This window comes from uncultured Actinomyces sp. (assembly GCF_963526355.1).
Lineage (GTDB): Bacteria > Actinomycetota > Actinomycetes > Actinomycetales > Actinomycetaceae > Actinomyces.
Genome location: NZ_CAUROW010000007.1, coordinates 44412 through 66905, shown reverse-complemented (window position 1 = coordinate 66905; position 22494 = coordinate 44412). Strand labels below are relative to the sequence as shown.

17 protein-coding genes and 1 pseudogene are annotated in these 22494 nt (G+C 67.2%); 9 read left to right on the top strand and 9 right to left on the bottom strand.

Features of this window, described 5'->3' with window-relative positions; all coding sequences use genetic code 11:
• Positions 1–43: 43 nt before the first annotated feature.
• A pseudogene (locus RWR81_RS03595) lies at positions 44–544 on the bottom strand (sugar phosphate isomerase/epimerase family protein); the annotation flags it as partial.
• A gap of 78 nt (positions 545–622) precedes the next feature.
• On the opposite strand from RWR81_RS03595, the gene RWR81_RS03590 reads away from it, so the two are divergent.
• On the top strand, positions 623–811 hold the full coding sequence (locus RWR81_RS03590; protein WP_314454500.1) for a hypothetical protein: 189 nt from the start codon (positions 623–625) through the stop codon (positions 809–811).
• 411 nt (positions 812–1222) lie between these two features.
• Positions 1223–2593, top strand: a complete 1371-nt coding sequence (gene nox / locus RWR81_RS03585; RefSeq protein WP_314454497.1) for a H2O-forming NADH oxidase — start codon at positions 1223–1225, stop codon at positions 2591–2593.
• A 51-nt stretch (positions 2594–2644) separates the two neighbouring features.
• Here the strand turns inward: nox and RWR81_RS03580 are convergent, their stop codons facing one another.
• The 4 genes from RWR81_RS03580 to RWR81_RS03565 all read right to left on the bottom strand — a co-directional run bounded on the left by RWR81_RS03580 (position 2645) and on the right by RWR81_RS03565 (position 7249).
• Positions 2645–2977, bottom strand: a complete 333-nt coding sequence (locus RWR81_RS03580) for a hypothetical protein (protein ID WP_314454496.1) — start codon at positions 2975–2977, stop codon at positions 2645–2647.
• A gap of 139 nt (positions 2978–3116) precedes the next feature.
• Positions 3117–4043, bottom strand: coding sequence for a myo-inosose-2 dehydratase (gene iolE, locus RWR81_RS03575; RefSeq protein ID WP_314454494.1), 927 nt, complete (start codon positions 4041–4043; stop codon positions 3117–3119).
• A 258-nt stretch (positions 4044–4301) separates the two neighbouring features.
• Positions 4302–5957: an MFS transporter gene (locus tag RWR81_RS03570; RefSeq protein ID WP_314454491.1), complete on the bottom strand. Its 1656-nt coding sequence runs from the start codon at positions 5955–5957 to the stop codon at positions 4302–4304.
• Between the two features lie 95 nt (positions 5958–6052).
• On the bottom strand, positions 6053–7249 hold the full coding sequence (locus RWR81_RS03565) for a Gfo/Idh/MocA family oxidoreductase (protein WP_314454488.1): 1197 nt from the start codon (positions 7247–7249) through the stop codon (positions 6053–6055).
• A gap of 400 nt (positions 7250–7649) precedes the next feature.
• Between RWR81_RS03565 and RWR81_RS03560 the strand changes: the two genes are divergently transcribed.
• Together RWR81_RS03560 and RWR81_RS03555 are read left to right on the top strand one after the other, a co-directional pair.
• Positions 7650–8714 (top strand): LacI family DNA-binding transcriptional regulator, encoded by a 1065-nt coding sequence (locus tag RWR81_RS03560; protein ID WP_314454484.1) that lies wholly within the window; start codon positions 7650–7652, stop codon positions 8712–8714.
• Between the two features lie 136 nt (positions 8715–8850).
• Positions 8851–9813, top strand: a complete 963-nt coding sequence (locus tag RWR81_RS03555) for an aldose 1-epimerase family protein (protein ID WP_314454481.1) — start codon at positions 8851–8853, stop codon at positions 9811–9813.
• 142 nt (positions 9814–9955) lie between these two features.
• On the opposite strand, the gene RWR81_RS03550 is transcribed toward RWR81_RS03555, so the two are convergent.
• The 4 genes from RWR81_RS03550 to RWR81_RS03535 all read right to left on the bottom strand — a co-directional run bounded on the left by RWR81_RS03550 (position 9956) and on the right by RWR81_RS03535 (position 15316).
• Positions 9956–11737 carry an alpha/beta hydrolase gene (locus RWR81_RS03550; protein ID WP_314454478.1) on the bottom strand — a complete coding sequence of 594 codons (1782 nt, stop codon included), beginning with the start codon at positions 11735–11737 and terminating at the stop codon, positions 9956–9958.
• Between the two features lie 411 nt (positions 11738–12148).
• Positions 12149–13138 carry an inositol 2-dehydrogenase gene (gene iolG / locus RWR81_RS03545; protein WP_314454475.1) on the bottom strand — a complete coding sequence of 330 codons (990 nt, stop codon included), beginning with the start codon at positions 13136–13138 and terminating at the stop codon, positions 12149–12151.
• Positions 13139–13320: 182 nt separating this feature from the next.
• The gene (locus tag RWR81_RS03540; protein ID WP_314454473.1) at positions 13321–14397 is read right to left on the bottom strand and encodes a transaldolase family protein; all 1077 of its coding nucleotides are present in this window, start codon (positions 14395–14397) and stop codon (positions 13321–13323) included.
• Between the two features lie 166 nt (positions 14398–14563).
• Positions 14564–15316, bottom strand: a complete 753-nt coding sequence (locus RWR81_RS03535) for a GntR family transcriptional regulator (protein WP_314454469.1) — start codon at positions 15314–15316, stop codon at positions 14564–14566.
• Between the two features lie 290 nt (positions 15317–15606).
• On the opposite strand from RWR81_RS03535, the gene iolC reads away from it, so the two are divergent.
• From iolC to RWR81_RS03510, 5 genes are all read left to right on the top strand, one after another.
• The gene (gene iolC / locus RWR81_RS03530) at positions 15607–16620 is read left to right on the top strand and encodes a 5-dehydro-2-deoxygluconokinase (protein ID WP_314454527.1); all 1014 of its coding nucleotides are present in this window, start codon (positions 15607–15609) and stop codon (positions 16618–16620) included.
• Positions 16621–16630: 10 nt separating this feature from the next.
• On the top strand, positions 16631–17557 hold the full coding sequence (locus tag RWR81_RS03525) for a deoxyribose-phosphate aldolase (RefSeq protein ID WP_314454466.1): 927 nt from the start codon (positions 16631–16633) through the stop codon (positions 17555–17557).
• Between the two features lie 133 nt (positions 17558–17690).
• Positions 17691–18605: a 5-deoxy-glucuronate isomerase gene (gene iolB, locus RWR81_RS03520; protein WP_314454460.1), complete on the top strand. Its 915-nt coding sequence runs from the start codon at positions 17691–17693 to the stop codon at positions 18603–18605.
• Positions 18606–18658: 53 nt separating this feature from the next.
• On the top strand, positions 18659–20566 hold the full coding sequence (gene iolD / locus RWR81_RS03515) for a 3D-(3,5/4)-trihydroxycyclohexane-1,2-dione acylhydrolase (decyclizing) (protein ID WP_314454455.1): 1908 nt from the start codon (positions 18659–18661) through the stop codon (positions 20564–20566).
• 374 nt (positions 20567–20940) lie between these two features.
• Positions 20941–22434 (top strand): CoA-acylating methylmalonate-semialdehyde dehydrogenase, encoded by a 1494-nt coding sequence (locus RWR81_RS03510; RefSeq protein WP_314454452.1) that lies wholly within the window; start codon positions 20941–20943, stop codon positions 22432–22434.
• Positions 22435–22494: the final 60 nt, after the last annotated feature.

Sequence of the window (22494 nt, the reverse complement as noted above, 5' to 3'; positions counted from 1 at the left end):
GGCGTCATGAAGCGCGTGCGGCGCGGCCGCTTGTCAGGGTCGCTCAGAGCCCGGCTGCGGCCTGAAGGAGGATGCGTGCGGAGATCTCTGGAGCCCCTCGACGTTGCCGTACTCGGCGTCCTCGTGCTCGATGTTGACGTTCATCTCCTGGTCGACCTCGGTGATGGTGGCCAGGAAGTCGGTCCAGTACTCGGTCTCGTGCTCCAGGTCGAGGGCGACGAACCGCCAGGCCGGGTCCTGGGGCCAGGAGTTGCACCAGCAGCCGTAGGCCACCGGGACCTTGCCCTCGGCCTCGGCCGGCACGTGGCCGAAGCCGGTGTCCAGGACCCCGCGATAGGCGGCGCCGGGGAGGATCCTGGTGTCCTTGGCGTGGACGTGTCCCACGAGGGAACCCAGGCGGTTGGTGGCCTCGATCGGGTCCATCTGCTGCCGGAAGCAGGTGGGAGGGACCCATGTTGACCTTGATGTGGGTCGCCCCGGTCTCCTCGATGAGTCCCTCGAAGAAGGGAGCGTTGAAGACCGGGTTGCGCGGGTGCAACTCGAGGCGGATGGGGTTTTTGTGGCACCAGGCCATGGGGGTGGAGGGGGCCACTCCGAAGTCGCACCAGTAGCGGCCGTCGAAGTGGTTGAACTCGCCCAGGTGGCCCTCGGCGACGAGCCGGGCGGCATCCTCGGTGAAGGGGAGGTGGGCGTTGGCGGTGGTGTGCAGATGGATCTGCGGCAGGCCCGGGTCGAAGACGGTGCCGACCTGGCGTCAGGCGTTGGCGCCGGTGGTGCCGGCCATTCCGGCGCCGATGACGGCGACCGATAGGGGTGTGGTGCTCATGGTTGTCTCGGGTGGCCTCTTCGACTGGTGGGTGGTTGATGGCGGATGGTGCCGCCATGAATTCACGCGCGTGAAGTTGTGATATCAGTCTGACTGGTCGGTCACGGTGATGTCAGTCGATCTTGCAATTTGTCCTGACAAAACCGGCCGTTCTGTGTGGCTGTGAGAAGGGGTGGGTGGTTGTTCTCGGTTGGGTTCTCAGGGCTCCGCCAAAAGTCGGAGGGTGGGGCGGTGGGCTGTTCGAGGGGTGAGTCGAGGAGGGAGTTGTTCCTTGAAGTCACGCGGATGTTTCATCGCCGTTAAGGTGCGACCTATGTAGGATCTATATAAAACGGAGTTGGTGGGGACTACTGGGATGGTGGTGCCTCACGCTCCCCGATCTTAAGGAACCCGACCATGAGCAAGATCGTCGTCATCGGCGCCAACCATGCCGGTACGGCCTGTGTCAAAACTATTCTGGGCAGCTACGGAGCGGACAACGAGGTTGTGGTCTTCGACCAGAACTCGAACATCTCCTTCCTCGGCTGCGGCATCGCCCTGTGGGTGGGGCAGCAGATCGACGGATCGGAGGGTCTGTTCTACTCCGACAAGGCCCAGCTCGAGGCCGCCGGTGCCACCGTCCACATGCGCACCGCCGTCGAGTCCGTTGACTTCGATGCCAAGGAGGTCCACGTCGTCGCCGACGGCGTGGCCCGCACTGAGAGCTACGACAAGCTCATCCTGGCCACCGGCTCCTCGCCGATCGTCCCATCGATCGCGGGCCTTGAGCTGGTCGAGGGAACCCGGGAGTTCAAGGCCACCCTGGACAACGTCCAGTTCATCAAGCTCTACCAGAACGCCGCTGAGATGGTGGACAAGCTCCAGGACGAGTCCATCAGGCGTATCGCCGTCATCGGCGCCGGGTACATCGGCGTTGAGCTCGCCGAGGCCTTCGAGCGCCTCGGGCGCGAGGTCACACTCATTGACGTCGCCCAGGTACCCCTCGAGGGCTACTACGACCCCGACTTCGGTGAGCGCATGCGCCAGACCCTCGCTGAGCACGGCATTCGGCTGGCCCTGGGGCAGAGGGCGGTCGCCGTCGAGGGTGACGGTCGCGTCGAGCGCCTGGTCACCGACAAGGAGACCTTCGACGTCGACATGGTCGTCGTCTCCACGGGCTTCCGCCCCAACAACGAGCTGGGCCGGGAGTCGCTCGAGCTCTTCGACAACGGCGCCTACCTCGTTGATCTCCACCAGCGCACCAGTCGCGAGGACGTCTACGCCATCGGCGACTGCGCCACCGTCCACGACAACGCCGCCGACGCCTCGAGCTACATCGCCCTGGCCACCAATGCCGTGCGCTCAGGTGTGGTGGCTGCCCACAACGCGTGCGGTACCGCGCTCGAGTCCGCCGGTGTCCAGGGCTCCAACGGCGTGTGCATCTACGACCTCAAGATGGTCTCCACCGGTCTGACCTCGGCCAAGGCCCGTGAGGCCGGCTACGACCCGGTGATCACCGAGTTTACCGACCTCCAGCGCCCGGAGTTCATGCAGATCCCGAACCACCCGGTGACCATCAAGATCGTCTTCGACCGCACCAGCCGCGTCCTCCTGGGCTGCCAGATGGCCTCTCAGGAGGACATCTCGATGATGATCCACACCTTCTCCCTGGCCATCCAGGAGAAGCTCACCATCGACAAGCTCGCCCTGCTGGACATCTTCTTCCTTCCGCACTTCAACAAGCCCTACAACTACGTCACGATGGCGGCGCTGACCGCTCCGAAGTGATCTCGGTCTGAGTTGAGGCGAATGCTGCACGGCCTCGTCCCGGGGGCGCCTTCAGCGTCCCAGGGACGAGGTCCGGGTGATGGGCTGTGGCTTCAGGATCACGCTGTGGGCCTCGCTCCCGGTGTCCGGTCCGTCGTCGGGCGTGAGTCCGGCGCGGCGGCGCACCAGGGCCACCGCGTGCTCGTCCAGGAGGTCCTCGGGCTGGTCGGAGCCGACCGTGACGAACAGGGCGAGGCTGCGCTGGGCGGCCGCCCGGCCCAGACAGGCGGCGATCTGTTCGAAGAAGGCATTGCTCAGGTTGGGCAGAACCAGACCGATGATGCTTGAGCGCTTCCGAGCCGGCGAGGAGGCTGAGACGTTGACCCGGTAGTCCAGGGAGGTCACGGAAGCAACGGGTCAGTGGTCGGCTGCATCATGAAGGGAGGAACGACGATGCCCCCGACCGGTGGAGGTCGGGAGCATCGTCGTGAGGCGTCAGCCGATGGGGGCGACCAGGAGGGGGGCCGGATCGATCTGTGACGTCTCAGGCCTTGAAGAGGGTCCCCTCAAGGTAGGCGCGCGCCTTGCGGGCGTACTCCAGGGGATTGGCGATGGCCGGGTCCTGCTCGGCCTCCACCAGGATCCAGTCGCGGTAGCCGTGGTCCACCAGGAACTTGTAAGGCACGGTGAAGTCGATCGTGCCGTCACCGGGGACGGTGAACATGCCGGCCAGGAAGGAGTCGAGGAAGGAGCGCTCAGCGGCCCGGGACTCCTCCATCTTCTCGGGGCGCACGTCCTTGAAGTGGATGTGCTTGACGCGGTCGATGGTGGCCTCCAGCAGTCCCATGACGTCGCCGTCACCCACATAGGCGTGGCCGGTGTCGAACAGGAGGGAGACCTTGGCCGGGTCGGTCAGCTCCATGAGGCGGATGGTCTCCTGCTTGGTCTGGATGATCGTGCCCAGGTGGTGGTGGTAGACGAGCTCGAGGCCGTGGGCGTGGGCGATGTCGCCCAGGCGGTTGAGGCCCTCGGCCAGAACCGGCCACTGCTCCTCGGTGAGCACCGGCTTGTTGGTGAAGATGCAGACGTCACGGATTCCCTGGACCGAGCCGGTCTGCTCGGAGACGACGACGCGGGTGGCGCCCAGGTACTCCAGGTAGGCGCAGGTGGCCTCGAAGTCGGGGGCGACGGCCTCGACGCCGTCGCGCAGGATGAAGGAGGAGAACCACTGGGCGACGATCCTGATGCCGCGGGCCTCTGCGGAGGCCTTGACCTCCTCCTTGGGCGGGAAGAAGCCGGCGCACTCGGTGCCGGCGAAGCCGGTGTCGGCCAGGTCGAGGAGCATGTCCTCCAGGGTGTTGAATGCGCCGACCTCGGGGATGTCGTCATTGCGCCAGGTGATGGGGTGCATGCCCCAGGAGATGCCGTGGGGGTCGCAGATTGCGGTTGCGGGGTCGAGGGTGAAGGACATCGTTGCTCCGTGTCTGGTTGGGCTGGTCTGGTTGGGGCCGGCCAGGAGTCTTGCTGGCGTGGTGATGGTCAGTGGTTGAGTGACGGACGATGAGCCCAAGGCCCTGCGCCGTCGACTCGCATCCGCCAATGGCGCGCTCCCGGGAGGGGTGCCGGCGTCGGTGCCGGGCGGTGGGTCCGTGCGTCGAACCTAGCAACAGGGCTTTGTCCTGACAAGCCTCAAATTTACCTCCCGGGAGCGCGTGTCGTTGGGGAGGGGTCAGGAATAGAGCCTCTCCATCTCGACCTCGATCTCCTCGAGGGACTTGTCCTTGGTCTCCGGCATGATCTTGAACAGAATGACGGCCACGACCAGGTTGAGCACGCCGTAGATGGCGTAGGTGATACCGCCGCCAAGAGTCTCCATCATGGACGGGAAGGTCCAGGTGATGATGGCGTTGGCGGTCCACATGCAGAAGATGGAGGTCCCATTCATGATGCCGCGGACGTTGGCCGGGAAGATCTCGCCCATCATCGTCCACACGATCGTGCCGTTGGAGGACTGCACGATGAGCATGAAGAGGGCCATGAGCCCCAGGATGAGGTAGGCGGCCCAGGCGGGCGGGGCGGTGTGGTCGGCCATGTGCGGGGCGATGAAGAATTGGAAGGTCGCGGCGATGCCCAGCAGGGTGACGCCCACGCCGATGGCGTCGCCGATGAGCACCTGACGGCGGCGGAACCTCAGGATGAGCCAGATTCCGATGGCCGAACCGATGACCGACATGACACCGTTGGCCACCTGTGCGGTGATGGAGCCCGAGGTCGACATGCCCGCGTACTCCAGCACCTTGGGGGCGTAGTACATGATGGTGTTGACGCCGGTGGTCTGGTTGATGACCGCCAGGAAGATACCGACCAGGAGCAGCTTGCGCAGCCAGGGCGTCGCTATGACGTGGCTGAAGCCCTTGCGCTGGGACTCCTCCTCCTTCTCATGCTGGCGGGCCTCGACCATCTCCATGATCTCATCCTCGATGGGGCCGTCTTTCTCGGGGACGCGCACGCGCTTGAGGGAGCCGATGGCGTCGTAGAGACGCTCCTTGGCCAGGTACCAGCGTGAGGACTCGGGCATGAGACGGATGCCGATCCACAGGGCCACGGCCGGGATGGAGCACAGGACGAGCATGTAGCGCCAGGCCTCACCGTTGCCGGCGCTGATACTGAGCTGGTCGAGGAAGGCGTGGTACTCGTCGCCGGTCATCGGGCCGCCCTTGGAGGTCTGGAGCTTGGTGATCTCATCGAAGACGTAGGTGCCGGGGGAGAAGTGCCCGCTGGGGTCGTTGGCGATGGTGATCCTCGGGCCGCCCTGGAGGGAGTTGATGATGGCGTTCATCGAGAAGGCGAGCAGCTGGCCGGTGACGATCATGAGCTGGTCGATGGCCACGATGGAGCCGCGGATGCGTTTGGGTGCCGTTTCTGCCAGGTAGACGGGAACCGTTGCGGAGGCGGCGCCGACGGCGAAACCCAGGACGACGCGGAAGGGGTACATGACCCACACGTTGGGGGCGATGGTGGTTCCGATCGCGCCGATGAAGAACAGGGCGGCCAGGACCGTGATGTTGTGTCGCCGGCCCCACCGGTCGGACATGAGCCCGCCCAGCAGCGCGCCCAAAGCGGCCCCGACCAGCAGGGTGCCTCCGATAGCACCTTCCTCGAAGGAGGTCAGCTGGAGGCCCTTGGCGGCGAATGGCATGTACATGTATGGCAGGGCGCCGGAGATGACGCCGGTGTCGTAGCCGAAGAGCAGTGAGCCGAGCGTGGCCACGGCGGCGATGGCGACGACGCCGCGGTGCCTGCCCGAGGCCGGGGTCTTGGCCACCGCCTCATTGAGCTCTTCTCTGGTCAGTCCACGCAGGGACGTCGTGACTCCCTGTGACATAGGGGGTCTCCTCTCAGGCCTGCGGCAACGGTGCCGCAGGATGGTCGTGATGGATGTGATGTGTGTCGGTGTGTGGGGTGGTAAAGAGGGGTGGCTCAGGAGTCGAAGGTAGTCCGGCCCTCGACACGGGGCACCTCGTGCCACTGGCCATCGGCGGCCGAGGCGACGACGGCCTCGTCAACCTCCGCGGCGCACCAGGCGTCGGCTGCCGACGGTGCGATCTGCTTGCCGGTGATGATGGATTCGATGAACTGCGCGGCCTCGATGGTCTTCATGTCGTCAAAGCCCATGGAGGTGCCGATGGCGGGCTGGAAGCGCTGCCACTGGCCCCACTGGGGGCCGGCCATGGCGCGGGTGTAGCCGTGGGAGGCGCCGCCGTCGAGCACGGGGCAGATCTCCAGCTCGTTAAGGCGCTCGAAGTTCCATCGGGCCGAGCCCTTCGTGCCGTAGACCTCGACGACGTACTCGGCGCGCGGTCCCACACTGACGCGGGAGGACTCCATGGTGCCCACAGTGCCGTTCTCGAAGCGCACGAGCATGGAGACGTAGTCCTCGTTCTCCACCGGGCCGACCTCGTCGCCGATCTCGAAGCCGGAGTGGCCGATCCCCATCTTGGTGGGGATGGGGCGCTCGGTGATGAAGGTGTCGGTGACCGCGGTGACCGAGGCGATGCGACCCACGATGTACTGGGCCAGGTCTGCCCCGTGGCTCATGAGGTCGGGTACGACGCCGGCCCCGGCCTTCTCCTTCGAGGCCCGCCAGGTCAGGGGGCCCAGGGGTGAGGAGTTGTAGTCGGCGATGAACCAGACGCGAACGTTGGTGATGCGGCCGAGGTCGCCACCCCGCACCAGGGAGCGCAGGTACTCGATCGCCGGGGTGTGGCGGTAGTTGAAGCCGACGGCGGTGGCCAGTTCGGCCTTCTCGGCGGCCCGGGCGATCTCACGGGACTGTGCGGCGCTGACCCCCATGGGCTTCTCGATCCAGAAGGGCTTGCCGGCCTTGATGGATGCCAGGGCCATCTCGTGGTGGAGGAAGTTGGGGGCGCAGATGGAGACCGCCTCCACCTCGGGGTCGGCCAGCAGCTCGCGGTAGTCGGCGTAGGCGCGTTCGAAGCCCAGGTTGTCCACCGCCTCCTGGCGTACCTGGTCCACCGGGTCGGCGGCTGCGATCAGACGTGGGACCACGCCCAGCTCGGGGAAGCGCTCGGCGATGGCACGGTAGCTGCGGGCATGAAGCCGTCCCATCCACCCCAGGGAGATGACTCCGATGCCCAGTATTCTCCTGTCGGTCATAAGGTTCCTTTCCGACAACACTGTCGGCTGCTGCGTGTGAGGAGGTGCGCCCGGAAGGCCCGGGAAGCCCCCGCCATTAATGGCGTCATCGGAAAATATCAGACCACCTTTGTCCTGACAAGATGAAAGGTGGATGTGAATCCCGACAGTGCGAGTCAGGGCCTTGGGCGGCACTGCTCGAGTGCTCTCCATCCGCATGTCGTCGCGGGTCGTGTGCCAGTCAACCGACTCTCTGCTGTAGCCGACAGGTAGGATAGCGTAGACCTATGAGTGGTCATCTATCTGCTGAAACGGCGTTGTCGGCTAAGATTGGGGAGAACGGTGCCCGCTGTCGGGTGCCGGGTCTTGCGCAACGTGCGGGATCGGTAGGCACAACGGTGTGGGAAGGGATACGTCTGCGGTGAAAGGACCTCGAGGACGCGACGGTCGGGTCACGATCAGGACCGTGGCCGAGCACGCCGGACGCTCCATCTCCACCGTCTCGGCGGCTCTCAACGGTTCCGACGGCGTCGCCGGGAAGACCCGCCAGGAGATCCTGCGCATCGCCGCCGAACTCGGCTACCAGGCTGACCCGCGCGCCCAGTTCCTGCGCCGCAGCCACACCGGGCTCATCGGCGCCAGCTTCGCCATCGGTCAGGCCTACCAGGGGCTCGTCGTGGATGGGCTCTACCAGGCCGCCTCTGCTTTGGGGCACGGCCTGGTCCTGGCTACCTCCACCCCACACCGTGACGTGGCCGATGGGCTGCGCTCCCTACTGCTGGAGCGCTGCGAGGGCATCATCCTCATCGATCCCGATATCTCCGTGGACGCCCTGGCCCACCTCGTGGACCGTACCCCGGCGGTGCTCATCGGCAGCAGCACCGAGCTGAGCGACGTCGACGAGATCCATTCCCGCGACGACGTCGGTATTCAGCTGCTCGTCGATCATCTGGTCGACACAGGGCGTCGTCATATCACCCATGTGGACGGCGGGCGGGAGACCGCTGCGAGGCGGAGGGTGAAGCGATTCGGTCAAGCGATGGAGCGGCACGGTCTGGGAGGTGGTGTGCGGGTGGTGCCCGGGGGAGGGGGTGAGGACAGTGGTGCGATGGCGGCCCGCCGCCTCATCGAGACCGGCGAGCTGCCCGAGGCATTGTTGTGCTTCAACGATCATTGCGCCGTCGGGGCTCTCATGGAGCTGCGTCGCCAGGGCGTGCGAGTGCCGCAGGACGTGGCCGTCACCGGCTACGACGGCATCCCGGTGACTGCGGCCTCGGCCTTCTCCCTGACCACGGTGCGCCAGGACGCCGGCCTCATCGCCGAGGTGGCGGTGCGGGCACTGCTGGCCCGCATGCACCCCGACCAGGACGGCCAGGACGGACGGATCCCGGCGGAGGTCGCCGGTGAGAACCGGCGCCTGGGAGGGCGTCTCTATCGAGTGGTACCCGACTTGGTCATTCGGGACACAACGGCCCGTGCTGCGTGAATCATCGGTGCCGGGATGAATGACCTCGCCGCGGGCTGTGCGTGGCGTACGGTGATGCCAACTGTGACGGCAGCTGTGAAACCAACTGTGAAACCAATACTGAAGGGGCTCAGGCCCCGCACACGGGACAGGAACCATGATCAACGGAGAACTCATCGACCTGGTCGCCGGCGACTACGAGGCGCGCATCGCCTCGTCGGGGGCCATGCTCGTCCATCTGCGTCGGCAGGGACGCGACCTCATCATGCCCTTCGACGCCGAGACCGCGCTGCCCGCCGGCTGGCAGGGCAAGACCTTGCTGCCGTGGGCCAACCGCATCGCCGGGGCCCGATATGACTACGGGGGAGCCGAGTACCTCGTGGCCTGCAACGAGCCGGCCAGCGGCTCGGCCCTCCATGGCCTGGCCGGCTGGATGGACTGGCAGGTCGCCGATGACGACCCCTCCGGCCCCGACGACGGCGCCCCCCGCAGTCAGGTGGTCCTCGAGCTGAGCCTGCTCGCCTCCTACGGCTACCCCTGGAGCCTGGAGGTCAGCGCTCTCTTCCAGCTCGACGCCGAGCACGGGCTGGGCGTCACGGTGACCGCCACCAATGTCGGCGCGGCCCGCCCCGCACCGCCGGTCCCGGGAGCTCTTGAGGTCGACGGTGAGCTCGCCTCCGCCCCCTACGGTGTCTCCTGCCACCCCTACCTGACGCGCTCGGTGCCTCTGGACGACTGCGTCCTGACCATCCCGGCGGCCGAGGTCCTCGACGTTGATGAGCATATGGCGCCCACGCACCGGCGCAGCGTTCAGGGCACCGACTGGGACTGGCGGGGCGGCCGGCTCGTCGGAACGACTCAGACGGACAACGCCTACACCTGCCTGCCCGAGGGCGTCTGGGAGGTGAGTCTGCGTGGTGGGCAGGGGGATCGCGCCGTCGTCATGAGCTCGGACACCCCCTGGGTGCAGGCCTACACCGCCGATGAGCTCTCCCGGCCGGGAGTGGCCATCGAGCCCATGACCTGCCCACCCAACGCCTTTAACAGCGGCGAGGGCCTCATCGCCCTGGCGGTGGGGCAGTCCCACTCCTTCACCTATCGCTTGCGCGAGGAGAATTAGGTCGTGTTGTGAAGGTACGAGGGTAGGGGTGATCTCGGAGCCGCGGCCGAGTGCCCGGTTCGTTGCGGACACCCCTGGGGCCTCGGATCCACCCGTTGGGAGTGGACCCGAGGCCCCGGTTTCGTGGGTGTGGTGCTGTCTGTCAGCCCTCGGCCGGTTTGGGGTCGCCGGCGGCGGGTTGGGTGCCGGCGGTGCAGGTGGCGCCTTCTGCTGGGATGGTCCCGTTGACGAGGAAGTCGATCGCGGCCGGCCTGGCGCAGGCGAAGGTGCCGTGCCCGTAGCCCTGGACGGTGAACAGGTGGCCGTTGTCCAGCTGACCGGCCAGACTCTGCGACCAGGAGTAAGGTGTTTGGATATCGCCGGTGATCCCGATGACGAGGATCGGGGCCGAGCCCTCAGCGCGGGTCTCCTGGGGCGGGGTCGTCCCCCGGTGCCCCCAGCCACGGCAGTAGGCCTCCGTACCGCTCGAGGTGCCGCCGAAGAAGGGGTGGGCCTTCCTCTCAGCGGCTGCCTGCGCGTCCCACTCGGAAGCGGTGGCGCCCGTGTCGGGATTGTCGTTGCAGATGACCGCGGTGAACATGATTTGTCGGTTGGCGGTGCTGTCCATCGCCTCGTCAGCCGTCTCCGGCGACAGTTCGGACAAGCTCTGCATCGCTTTGGCCATGAGGGTGCCGTCGTGGTTGATCATCGCCGGGGTGAGCATGGCGGTCAGTGCCTCCCAGTCCGGCTGTGCGACGGCGAGCTCCTGGATGATGACGGTGGCGTCCATTGTGTTGACGGTGGCGTCCATTGTGTTGACGGTGGTGTCGGAGTCCGGGGTGGTCAGCGGGTTCTTGTCCAGGCCGTCGACGAAGGCGGCCAGCTGGGCGACCGCCTCGTCCGTGGAGCCGGTCAGGGGGCAGGCGCTCTGGGCCCGGCAGTGCTCGACATACTGACGCAGAACACCTTCCTTGAAGGCTGTCGTCTCGGCTCCGCTCTCATCGGTCGATCGTTTCGAGGGGTCCATGGCCCCGTTCAGGACGATGCGTCCGACGCGGCCCGGGAAGAGGTCGGCGTAGAGGGCTCCGATGTAGGTGCCGTAGGAGGTGCCCAGGTAGTTCAGTCTTGCGTTGCCGTTGGTGGCGCGCAGGACGTCCAGGTCACGGGCGACGTCGCGGGCGCCGACGTGGTCGAGCAGCTCAGGGACCTGTGAGTGCTGGGCGCACCTGGCAGCATTGGACGCACCCCGGTCGAACTTCTCCTGGGGCGTCATGTTCTTGGACGTGACGTCCTCGATCCAGTTCGCCGGGTTGTTGGGGTCGTTGGGATTGGCCAGGTACTGCTTGATCTCGTCCTCGCTCCAGCAGGTGATCGGGGTGGACTGCCCCACTCCACGAGGGTCGAACCCGATCATGTCGTAACCTGTCCGGAGGCTCTCGGGCATGGAGGAAGGGTCCTTCATTGGCTCGATGCCGCTGAGGCCGGGGCCTCCGGGGTTGTTGAACAGGGAGCCGTGCTCGGCGTCGCCGTCGGAGGCGGGGAGCTTCTTCAGTGCGATGGTGATGGTTTGGCCGTCCGGGTGCTCATAATCCACCGGGACGGTGACGGTCCCGCACTTGAAGGAGGCGCTGTCCGGGCAGTCCTGCCAGTCGATGGTCTGGCTGTAGAAGCTCTCCAGCCCCTGGGGCGCATCACCCTGGGAACCAGCGGTGGAGCCGGTGGTGGCACTGCCGTCTGAGGTGCTGCCATCGGCGGAGCCGCCGTCGGTGGGGCTGGTGGTGCTGCCGTTGGTGGGGTTGCCGGCCGGGGTGCTGACCTGGTTGGTGGCTGTGGGTGCGGCGGCGTCGGTGGAGCCGTCTGATTGGCAGGCCGTCAGGGCGGTCGACAGCATCAGGACTGCCAGGGCCGCGCCTGCCTTCCGCGCGGCCAGGGATGTGGGTCTCATCAGGGGGTGACTCTCCTTGCGATGTCAGTGGTCGTTAAACAGTCGTTGAGTGGTCGTCGGTCGGTCTCCATGCCCGCCATAGCCGAGACGAGAGTGGTTTGCGGGCGGTGATGGGCCCCTGCCCGGCTCACACCGGCCGGTGGGCCCGGTCCGGGCCCCGCTCCCGCGGCGCCCGGACCCCTACAACGCTAACGACACAGCGCTGTAGGTTTCCTCAGCCGCCGGGCGGAATCGGAGAGTCGGTTCGCAACCTCCAGGTGGATGAGATTCGACCTTTCGGAGGAGACGGATGACGGGTGTTCTCCTCCTGAAGGAGGAGAACACCCGTCATGCCTTTGGCGACCGAAGAGGGCCGTGCCTTCACCACGGACATACGCAATAGGCCTCGGCGATCGCCGGCCTCTACATGTATCAGCTCAGGCGTACCGGCTGGCCGGAGTGGGCCGACTCCGTGGCGGCCTCGGCCAGGCGCAGGGCGGCGATGGCGTCGTCGATGCCGGTGGGAGGCGTGGTGCCGGCCTCGACGGCCTCGATGAAGGCGCTCAGCTCGATGCGGTAGGCGTCGGCGTAGCGCTCCAGGAAGAAGTCGAGGTAGGGCTCCTGAGCGTCAGTGACCTCGCCGTTGGACAGGCGCACCGTGGTGGCACGGATGTTCTCGGCGAACAGTGCGCCCTCGCGCCCCGAGGCCTCGAGGCGCTGGTCGTAGCCGGAGGAGCAGTGGCGATTGTTGATGATGGTGGCCACGGCGCCCGAGGCCGCCTTGAGGGTGACGACGGCGGCATCGAAGTCGCCAGTGCCCCTCAGGGCGGGGTCGAGGTTCTGCCCGGCGGCGTAGACCTCCTCGATCTCACCCAGGAAGAAGCGGGCGGTGTCGAAGTCGTGGATGGTCATGTCGCGGAAGATGCCGCCGGAGACCTTGATGTACTCCGCCGGTGGGGCGGCCGGGTCACGGCTGATGATGGTCAGCTGCTCGATGTCGCCGATCCTGCCGGCCTCGACCGCGGCGCGGGCGGCGGCGAAGCTGGGGTCGAAGCGGCGGTTGAAGCCGAACATGACGGGCGTCGTGACAGCGTCGAGCTCGGAGCGGGCCGCCTCGACGTCCTTCATGTCCAGGGCGATCGGCTTCTCGCACAGGACCGCCTTGCCGGTCTTGGCGGCGGCCAGCAGGTGGGGGATGTGCAGCGGCGTGGGCGAGCCGACGATGACGGCGTCGATCTCCGGGTCGGCGAAGACCTCCTCGGCCTCCTTGCAGGATCGGGCCCCGTAGGTGGCGGCGAGCCTCTCCGCGGCGTCCTCGAAGGGATCACAGACCAGTGCTAGCTGGGCCTGGGGGTGGGCGGAGATGGTCTTGGCGTGGACGTGGCCGATGCGGCCGGCGCCGATGACGGCGATGGAGAGCATCCTTGCTCCTTCTGCGTATGAGTACGTGTCTGTGCTGGTCGGTGGTGGTGAGTGGATCTCGGGGGAGGGCGGGTCGACGGCGCGGAACGTTCTGAACGTGTCGTGGACCCGCCCGGCGCGGCGGGCGCTGCTCTGATCGTCCGGGCCCCCACCGGGACCCGGACGATCCTCACTGGGGTCGATCAGGGCTGGGGCATGATGACGTCGCGCACCAGGGCGTCGAGGTCGGCGTCGGCCTGGAGGAACCCGCGCAGGGTGCGGCGGGTGGCACCGAAGGAGTCGAACTCCTTAGGCGTCATGCCGTCGGGCTCGTAGGCGCGCACGAACTCGGGGATGGACAGGAGCGTCTTCATGATCTCCGGGGCCACGGGCTCGTTGATGCGCTCAACGGCCTTGTAGCCGGAATCGTTGATGAGCTTCTGCCAGGCGAAGGGCGGGGAGACGACCAGGTCTCCACCGACCAGCTCGGACCACTGCAGCACGTTGCGGAAGGCGGCCGACAGCACGCGGGCGCGCAGACCCCGGACTTGGAACTCCTGGTAGGCGCGCTTGAGGGCGGCCACACCGCCCCACTCCAGGTGGCCGGGGTCGAGGAAGAGCTTGTCCCGCTTGGCCACGATCTTGAGCCAGTCGTCCAGGCGGCCGCCCATGAGGGTGACGACCGGGCCCATCGTGGAGACGTCCTTGCCCTCGGCCTCGCGGCGCTTGAGGCCTCGCTCGATGGCCTCACCGGTGGCCACGGCCTGGGGCACTGAGAAGGAGACCGTCACGTTGACCGACACACCCCGGTAGGTGGCCTCCTCGATGGCCTTGACGCCCACGGAGGTGGCGGGGATCTTGACGATGATGTTCTTGGCCAGGTTCGAGAACTCCTCGGCCTGGTCGGCCAGGGCCTTGGCGCTGCGGGCCAGACGCGGGTCGGTCTGCATGGACAGGCGGCCGTTGCGGCCCTTGTGCTCCTCGAAGATGGGCTCGAGCAGCTTGGCGGCCTCGATGCTCATCTCACGCACGACCTGCCAGCCGATCTCGGACTCGGTGGCCTCGGGCATCTCCTCGGCTAGCTCGGCGATGCGGGGGATCCACACGTCCTTACGCTGGTTGATGCAGGTGTAGGCGATGGTGGGGTTGCAGGTGGCGCCCACGCCGCCGAAGGAGATGGACTGGCGCAGCTCGTTGGGGTCGGCCGAGTCGTTCCACAGTGCGGTGGGCGTGTTGCGAGCGGCGTCGAGAAGGGGGCCGGGAGTGTATTCGATACTCATCTGTTCTGTGCTCTCTTTCGGGTTCATCCGCGCAGGCGTCCTTGCAGCCGCGGTCCGGTAGCCCCTATTGAAGTGTGTCCGGTTCCGTCTGTCAACCATTTGTCAGGACAAAGATTCCTGAGAGTCGCGGTGCTGCCTTCGCGGGAACCGGCGTCGGCCTCAAAGGTCAGCTCGAGAACAGGGAGGTTTCGAAGGTGTAGCGCGAGGCTCGGTAGATGTGCTGGCCGTACTCGATGACGCGCCCGGACTGGTCGTAGGTGATGCGGGTGGCGGTCAGCAGGGCGGCGCGACGGCGCTCGTGGAGCTGCTCGGCCTCGCGGGCGGTGGCGTTGCGGGCGCCGATGACCTGCTTGGCGGTGGTCGGGATGATGTCCTTGGCGCGCAGAAGGTCGTAGAGCCCTCCCGCTTCCAGTTCCTCGAGGGTGGGGGCGATGGAGGCCGGCATGAGGTTGGACAGGACCGCGATCGGCTCGCCGTCGGCGCAGCGGATGCGGGTGCAGGAGATGGTGGCGGTGCCCTCCTCCACCTCGAGGTGCTCGGCGTCCTCGGCGTCGGCCTCACGAGCGGTGTAGTCCAGGACGGTGGTGGAGGTCGTGTGGCCGGCCGCGGACAGGTCCGACAGGAGGCTGGTCAGCTGCATCGGCCGGTGGACGTGCATGGGGGAGACGATCGTTCCCACGCCCCGACGGCGTTTGACCAGACCGCGGTCCACCAGGTGTTGAAGGGCTTGGCGTGCTGTGGGGCGGGAGACCTCCAGGCGCTTGGCCATGGAGAGCTCGTCCTCGAGGCGGGTGCCGGCAGACAGTGTGCCGTCGAGGATGAGTGAGGCCAGGGGTTCGGAGATCTGTGTGTGCAGCGGTGTCTTGGAGGAGCGATCGATCGTGATGTCGAGGGCGAAGGGGGATGCTGAATCGGACATGAGATAAGCCTGTGCGTCAGACGTGATGATGGTTGAGCATACGGAGGGCGTGTGTCGATGTCACGCGCCATCGTCATAACGATTGTTTATATCGATGGTCGTATCGAGGGCGCAAGGCGGCCATCGGACGTCAAATGTTCTGACAAATGCTTGACCTGGGGTCTGCGGTGAGGCAGGCTTCGCTGTGACGCCCGGCGCGGGTCCCACTCCTGGAGTCCTGCGGGCCCCAAGGATGTGGAGACGCGATCACCGTGACGACAGCAGCAACAGCAAGAACTGAGACGAATGAGGTGGCTGAGGCGGTCGCGCCCAAGAGACTGCCCGGAGGCAGCGATCAGCTCGACGTGCTCACCATCGGGCGCTGTGGCATCGACATCTACCCTCTCCAGGTCGGCGTCGGGTTGGAGGACGTGGAGAGCTTCGGCAAGTTCCTTGGAGGTAGCCCCACCAACGTGGCCGTGGCCGCCGCCCGCTACGGGCACTGCTCTGCCGTCGTCACCGGTGTGGGCAACGACCCCTTCGGACGCTTCGTGCACACCGAGATGCGCCGCCTGGGAGTCGACGACCGTCACGTCGTCACCAAGGCCGCCTACAACACCCCGGTCACCTTCTGCGAGATCTTCCCACCGGATGACTTCCCCCTCTACTTCTACCGCGAGCCCTCGGCCCCGGACCTGGAGCTGACCTGGGACGACCTGCCGCTGGAGGCCATTCGCGACGCCTCCATCTTCTGGATCTCGGTGACCGGACTGAGCAAGGAGCCCTCGCGCTCGTCCCACCACGCGGCTCTGGGGGCCCGTGACCGGAAGCCCTTCACGATCGCCGACCTCGACTACCGCCCCATGTTCTGGAAGGACAAGGAGACGGCCCACCGCGAGGTCTCCAAGATCCTGCCCAAGGTCACCGTCGCCATCGGCAACCGTGAGGAGTGCGAGGTCGCTGTTGGCGAGAGCGAGCCCGAGCGGGCGGCCGACGCCCTCCTGGAGGCCGGTGTCGAACTGGCCATCGTCAAGCAGGGGCTTGAGGGGACGCTGGCCAAGACCCGCACCGAGCGGGTGGAGATGCCCGTGACGTCGGTGGACACGAAGAACGGCCTGGGTGCCGGAGACGCCTTCGGCGGGGCCATCTGCCACGGCCTGCTGTCGGGCTGGTCCCTGGAGAAGACCATCTTCGCGGCCTCAACCGCCGGCGCCATCGTCTCCTCGCGCCTGGAGTGTTCCACCGCCATGCCCACCGAGTCCGAGCTGCTCGCGCTCATGCGCTCCCGCCGCGACGAGGTGGCCCCGGGCCTGACGGACCTGTGAGGAGACCCTGATGAGCGCGACCCTCACTCCCGCCGCCTTCGGCACTGCTCCCGGCGGGGGTCCCAGGCCATTGACGGATGCCGTCACCGAGGTCCGGGCCACCGACCCCGGCCAGATCGGCTGGGCCTTGGCCCAGCGCCCCCGCGTCGGCCTGGCCGGCGTCGGACGCCTCATGGTCATCGCCTGCGACCACCCCGCTCGCGGAGCGCTCGGGGCGGGGGATAGGCCTCTGGCGATGGCCGACCGCGAGGACCTCCTCCAGCGCTGCGTGACGGCGCTGTCCCGTCCCGGCGTCAATGGCTTCCTCGGCACCGCCGAGATCATCGAGGACCTGGCGCTCCTGGGCGCCCTGGACGGCAAGCTCGTCTGGGGCTCCATGAACCGGATCGGCCTCCAGGGCGCCTCCTTCGAGATGGACGACCGCTTCGGCGCCTACGACGCCGAGGGCATCGAGGCCTCACACCTCGACGGCGGCAAGATGCTCACCCGCATCAACTACGCCGATCCCGGCAGCGCCTCCACTCTCCAGGCCAGCGCCAGGGCCATCGACTCCCTGTCCGAGCGCGGGCTGAACGCCATGATCGAGCCCTTCATCTCCAGCTGGGAGGACGGGCGCGCCGTCAACGACCTCAGCGAGGAGGCCGTCATTCGCTCCATCTGCGTCGCCCAGGCGCTGGGGCGCAGCTCGGCCCACACCTGGCTCAAGCTGCCCTGCGTGAGTGAGCCCGCCTCGATGCGGCGGGTCATGGCCTCCACATCCCTGCCCAGCCTCATCCTGGGTGGCGAGGTCTCCGCCGACCCCGAGGCCACCCGGGCCTCCTGGGCCGCGGCCCTCGAGCTTCCCAACGTCAGAGGCCTGGTCGTGGGCCGCTCCCTGCTCTATCCCCGCAACGACGACGTCGAGGCGGCCGTCGACGCCGCCGTCGCCCTGCTGTGAGCAGGCCGCAGGGCACGTGAGACCGCAGCCCGAGAGAAGCGCCTGAGTCGTGCGACAGCGTCGAACGGCTCCGACCCGATCCCACATACGAGACAATCCGTACGAACCACCTAGGAGTCGAAGGAGCACCACCATGGGTCACACCCACCGCCCCGCCCAGCCCGAGACGTCGAGCCAGTCCCGCTACGTCATCCGCGCTGGCGACCTCGCCCACGACAGCTACGAGCTCGACCTCACCCCCGAGCGTGCCGGCTGGGAGTGGTCCTCCCTGCGGGTGGTGGCACTCGCCCCCGGAAGGCCCCTGACCGTGCCCGCCGGTGAGCACGAGTACCTCGTCCTGCCCCTGTCCGGCGGCTGCGTCGTCGAGGCGAATGGTGAGACCTTCGAGGTCGCCGGGCGCCAGTCCGTCTTCACCGATATCACCGACTACGTCTACGTCCCCCGTCGCACCGAGGTGACCCTCACCAGTGCCGACGGCGCCCGCATCGCCCTTCCCGGCTCCAAGGCCACCACCGACAAGCCACTGCGCTACTGTCCGCGCTCCGAGGTCGGCACCGGTCTGCGCGGTGCCGGTCCCTCCTCGCGCCAGGTCAACAACTACGCCCTGGGCAACGACGTCGAGACCTCTCACCTGCTGGCCTGCGAGGTGCTCACTCCCGGGGGCAACTGGTCCTCCTACCCGCCCCACAAGCACGACGAGCACTCCGAGGTCGAGCGGGTCCTGGAGGAGATCTACTACTACCAGGTCCGCACCGGCGAGGGCGACGCCGAGGGCTTCGCGCTCCAGCGCATCTACCCCTCACCCGGCCACGACATCGACGTGTGCACCGAGGTGCGCGGCGGCGACGTCGTCGTCATGCCCTACGGCTACCACGGCCCCTCCGTGGCCGCCCCGGGCTACGACCTGTACTACCTCAACGTCATGGCCGGCCCCGCCGAGGACTCCGTGTGGCTCATGACCGACGACCCCCACCACACCTGGGTGCGCCAGACCTGGGAGGGGCAGCAGGTCGACCCGCGCCTGCCCATGACCCCCATGAACGACTAGCCGATCCGCCTTTCGACCGCCCCACCACCTGAGAAGAGCAGAGAAGAACCACGATGAGCAACGAAGCCTACGCCGGCACGATCCGCCTGACGGTCGCCCAGGCCACCATCCGTTTCCTGTCCAACCAGTACTCCGAGCGCGACGGCGTCGAGCAGCGCCTCATCGCCGGAGCCTTCGGCATCTTCGGCCACGGCAACGTGGCCGGCATCGGCCAGGCCCTCCTGCAGAACGAGATCGCCCGCGCCGACGGCGAGCAGGAGATGCCCTACATCATGCCCCGCAACGAGCAGGGGCAGGTGCACGCGGCGGCCGCCTTCGCCAAGACCACCAACCGCCTCCAGACCTACATGTGCACGGCCTCCATCGGCCCGGGCTCGCTCAACATGGTCACCGGAGCCGCCCTGGCCACCACCAACCGTCTACCGGTGCTGCTGCTCCCCTCCGACCAGTTCGCCACCCGCGTCCCCGACCCCGTGCTCCAGCAGCTGGAGGACCCCACCAGCCTGGACGTCAGCGTCAACGACGCCTTCCGGCCCGTCTCGCGCTTCTTCGACCGCATCAACCGCCCCGAGCAGCTCATCCCCTCGCTCCTGAACGCCATGCGCGTGCTCACCGACCCCGCCGAGACCGGCGCGGTCACCATCGCCATGCCCCAGGACGTCCAGGCCGAGGTCTTCGACTGGCCCGTGGAGCTCTTCCGCAAACGCGTGTGGCACGTGCGCCGTCCGGTGCCCGAGCCCGCCGCGCTTGAGCGCGCGGTTGCCCTCATCAAGGCCGCCAAGCGCCCCCTCATCATCGCCGGCGGAGGCGCCATCTACGCCGGTGCCAGCGAGGAGCTGCGCGCCCTGGCCACCGCCACCGGCATCCCGGTGGGCGACACTCAGGCCGGCAAGGGCGCCATCAACTTCGACCACCCCAGCGCCGTGGGTGGCGTGGGCTCCACCGGCTGCGACTCCGGCAACCACATCGCCGACAAGGCCGACCTCATCATCGGCGTGGGCACCCGCTACTCCGACTTCACCACGGCCTCCAAGACCCAGTTCAAGAACCCCGACGTGAAGTTCGTGAACATCAACGTCACCCCCTTCGACGCCGCCAAGGAGAGCGCGGAGATGGTGGTGGCCGACGCCCGCGAGGCCCTGGTCGCCCTGAGAGAGGCGCTCGCGGACCACCGCGTCGAGGCGGCCTACTCCGATGAGATCACCCGGGAGAAGCAGGCCTGGCTCAAGGCCACCGAGCGCTGCTACCACCTGGATCACGGGCCCCTTCCCGCTCAGACCGAGGTCTTCGGCGCCCTCAACGAGCTCATGGGGGAGGAGGACGTGGTCATCAACGCCGCCGGCTCCATGCCCGGTGACCTCCAGGCCCTGTGGCAGGCCCGCAGCCCGTTGCAGTACCACGTGGAGTACGCCTTCTCCTGCATGGGATACGAGGTGCCCGCCGCCATGGGGGTCAAACTCGCCCGGCCCGAGGCCGAGGTGGTCTCCATCGTCGGCGACGGCACCTACCAGATGCTCCCCATGGAACTGGCCACCGTGGTCCAGGAGAACATCAAGGTCATCTACGTCCTGCTGCAGAACTACGGCTTCTGCTCCATCGGTGCCCTCTCGGAGTCCCGCGGCTCCCAGCGCTTCGGCACCAAGTACCGCCGGCGCGGCGAAGGCAGCCACCTGGCCGACGAGCAGGTCATCGACGGCGTCGACATCGCCGCCAACGCCCGCTCCTGGGGACTGGACGTCCTCGAGGTCCACACCATCGAGGAGTTCAAGGAGGCCTACCGCAAGGCCGAGGCCTCCGACCGTCCCACGATGATTCACATCGAGACCGACCTCTACGGCCCCAACCCGCCCGGGTCGAGCTGGTGGGACGTCCCGGTCTCAGGCGTCTCCGCCCTGGAGTCCACCCAGCGCGCCTACGAGGACTACCAGCGCGACCGTAAGCCTCAGCGGCACTACCTGTAAGGCCACTCTGGAGGGATCGCAGGTAGGACGCGGAAACGGCGCGCAGTTCCTGAATCAACCGCAACGGCGGGGTCCACGGCAGTCAAGGCAGTGGACCCCGCCGTCCGCCTTGATGCGTGTACGTGGGCCTCTGGCTGAGACCTCGGGGCGTCGTCGGGGAGTTACAGGGGCATGGAAAGATAACGATGTGGTCAACGCCCCCATTATGTTCTGACAAAATAACGTTATCTGCCGCCTAGGACGTTAGGCTGCGGGTACATGCACGGCGCTGGGCGCCCGGCCGGCCCTCCACTGAGACCTTGGTCGGGGTTGTACCCGGTCGGCCCCATAGGCGGGGACGGGCCCGCGAAACCGACAATCAGGAGTCGATAACGATGAGAACGATCGCGCACTGGATCGACGGAAAGCCGTACGAGGGCTCGCCCATCGGCCGTTTCTCGGTCGAGAACCCTGGAACCGGTGAGGTTGAGGCGGAGCTGCTCCAGGCCTCCGACGCCGACCTCGACCACGCCGTCGAGGTTGCCCGCCGTGCCCAGAAGGAGTGGGCCAAGGTCTCCCTGGCCAAGCGCACGGAGATCATGTTCCGCATGCGCCAGCTCGTCCTGGACCACCAGGATGAGATGGCCAAGATGATCGTGGCCGAGCACGGCAAGAACTACTCCGATGCCGTCGGCGAGATCCAGCGCGGTCGCGAGACCCTCGATTTCGCCACCGCCATCAACGTGGCCCTCAAGGGTGAGTTCTCCTCCAGCATCTCCACCGGTGTGGACATCCACACCCTGCGCCAGCCGGTCGGCGTCGTCGCCGGCATCTGTCCCTTCAACTTCCCGGCAATGGTGCCCATGTGGATGCATCCCATCGCCATCGCCACCGGTAACGCATTCATCCTCAAGCCGGCCTCGGCCACGCCCTCGGCGGCACTGCTGACGGCCGAGCTCTACAAGGAGGCCGGCCTGCCCGACGGCGTCTTCAACGTCGTCTCCGGTAACCGCACCATGGTCTCCAAGGTCCTCGAGCACCCCGGCATCGACGCGATCTCCTTCGTCGGCTCCACCCCGGTGGCCCATATCGTCCAGAACACCGGCGTCACCCACGGCAAGCGCGTCCAGGCCCTGGGCGGGGCGAACAACCACGCCATCGTCATGCCCGACTCCGACCTGGACTTCGCCGCCCAGCACATCTCCGCCGCCGCCTTCGGGGCCGCCGGTGAGCGCTGCATGGCCCTGCCCGTCGTCGTGGCCGTGGGCGGCTGCGGTCCGGACCTGGCCCGTCGCGTCAAGGCTCACGCCGAGAGGATCAAGGTCGGCTACGGCATGGACGAGGGCATCGAGATGGGACCGGTCATCGACGCCAAGTCCAAGGAGTTCATTACCAGTCTCATCAACGATGCCGAGTCCCGCGGCGCCGAGATCGTCCTCGACGGTCGTCCACTGGTGATCCCCGGCCACGAGAAGGGGCACTTCCTCGGCCCGACCATCGTGGACAACGTGCCCCTGGAGTCCTCGCTCTACACCGAGGAGGTCTTCGGGCCGGTGCTCGCGATCGTCCACGCCGACACCTACGAGGAGGCCATCAAGCAGGTCAACTCCTCGCCCTTCGGCAACGGCGCGGCCATCTTCACCAACGACGGCGGCGTGGCCCGCCGCTTCGAGCTCGACGTGGAGGCCGGCATGGTCGGCATCAACGTGCCGATCCCGACGCCGGTGGCCTACTACTCCTTCGGTGGCTGGAAGGAGTCGCTCCTGGGTGACACCCACATCCACGGCCCCGAGGGTGTGCGGTTCTACACCCGCGCCAAGGCGGTCACCACCCGCTGGCCCTCGGAGAAGACCTACGCCGCGACCATGTCCTTCCAGCGCGAGGAGTAGGTGCGCTCGCTCCGCACCCATCGCCGCGGACGCACCGTAGGTCTCAAAGACTGATCCTGC

Bases quoted from the DNA above. Each gene is read 5' to 3' on its own strand.
- nox (WP_314454497.1), top strand. From the start codon at position 1,223: ATGAGCAAGATCGTCGTCATCGGCGCCAACCATGCCGGTACGGCCTGT.
- iolE (WP_314454494.1), bottom strand. From the start codon at position 4,043: ATGTCCTTCACCCTCGACCCCGCAACCGCAATCTGCGACCCCCACGGC.
- RWR81_RS03570 (WP_314454491.1), bottom strand. From the start codon at position 5,957: ATGTCACAGGGAGTCACGACGTCCCTGCGTGGACTGACCAGAGAAGAG.
- RWR81_RS03565 (WP_314454488.1), bottom strand. From the start codon at position 7,249: ATGACCGACAGGAGAATACTGGGCATCGGAGTCATCTCCCTGGGGTGG.
- RWR81_RS03555 (WP_314454481.1), top strand. From the start codon at position 8,851: ATGATCAACGGAGAACTCATCGACCTGGTCGCCGGCGACTACGAGGCG.
- RWR81_RS03550 (WP_314454478.1), bottom strand. From the start codon at position 11,737: ATGAGACCCACATCCCTGGCCGCGCGGAAGGCAGGCGCGGCCCTGGCA.
- iolG (WP_314454475.1), bottom strand. From the start codon at position 13,138: ATGCTCTCCATCGCCGTCATCGGCGCCGGCCGCATCGGCCACGTCCAC.
- RWR81_RS03540 (WP_314454473.1), bottom strand. From the start codon at position 14,397: ATGAGTATCGAATACACTCCCGGCCCCCTTCTCGACGCCGCTCGCAAC.
- RWR81_RS03535 (WP_314454469.1), bottom strand. From the start codon at position 15,316: ATGTCCGATTCAGCATCCCCCTTCGCCCTCGACATCACGATCGATCGC.
- RWR81_RS03525 (WP_314454466.1), top strand. From the start codon at position 16,631: ATGAGCGCGACCCTCACTCCCGCCGCCTTCGGCACTGCTCCCGGCGGG.
- iolB (WP_314454460.1), top strand. From the start codon at position 17,691: ATGGGTCACACCCACCGCCCCGCCCAGCCCGAGACGTCGAGCCAGTCC.
- iolD (WP_314454455.1), top strand. From the start codon at position 18,659: ATGAGCAACGAAGCCTACGCCGGCACGATCCGCCTGACGGTCGCCCAG.
- RWR81_RS03510 (WP_314454452.1), top strand. From the start codon at position 20,941: ATGAGAACGATCGCGCACTGGATCGACGGAAAGCCGTACGAGGGCTCG.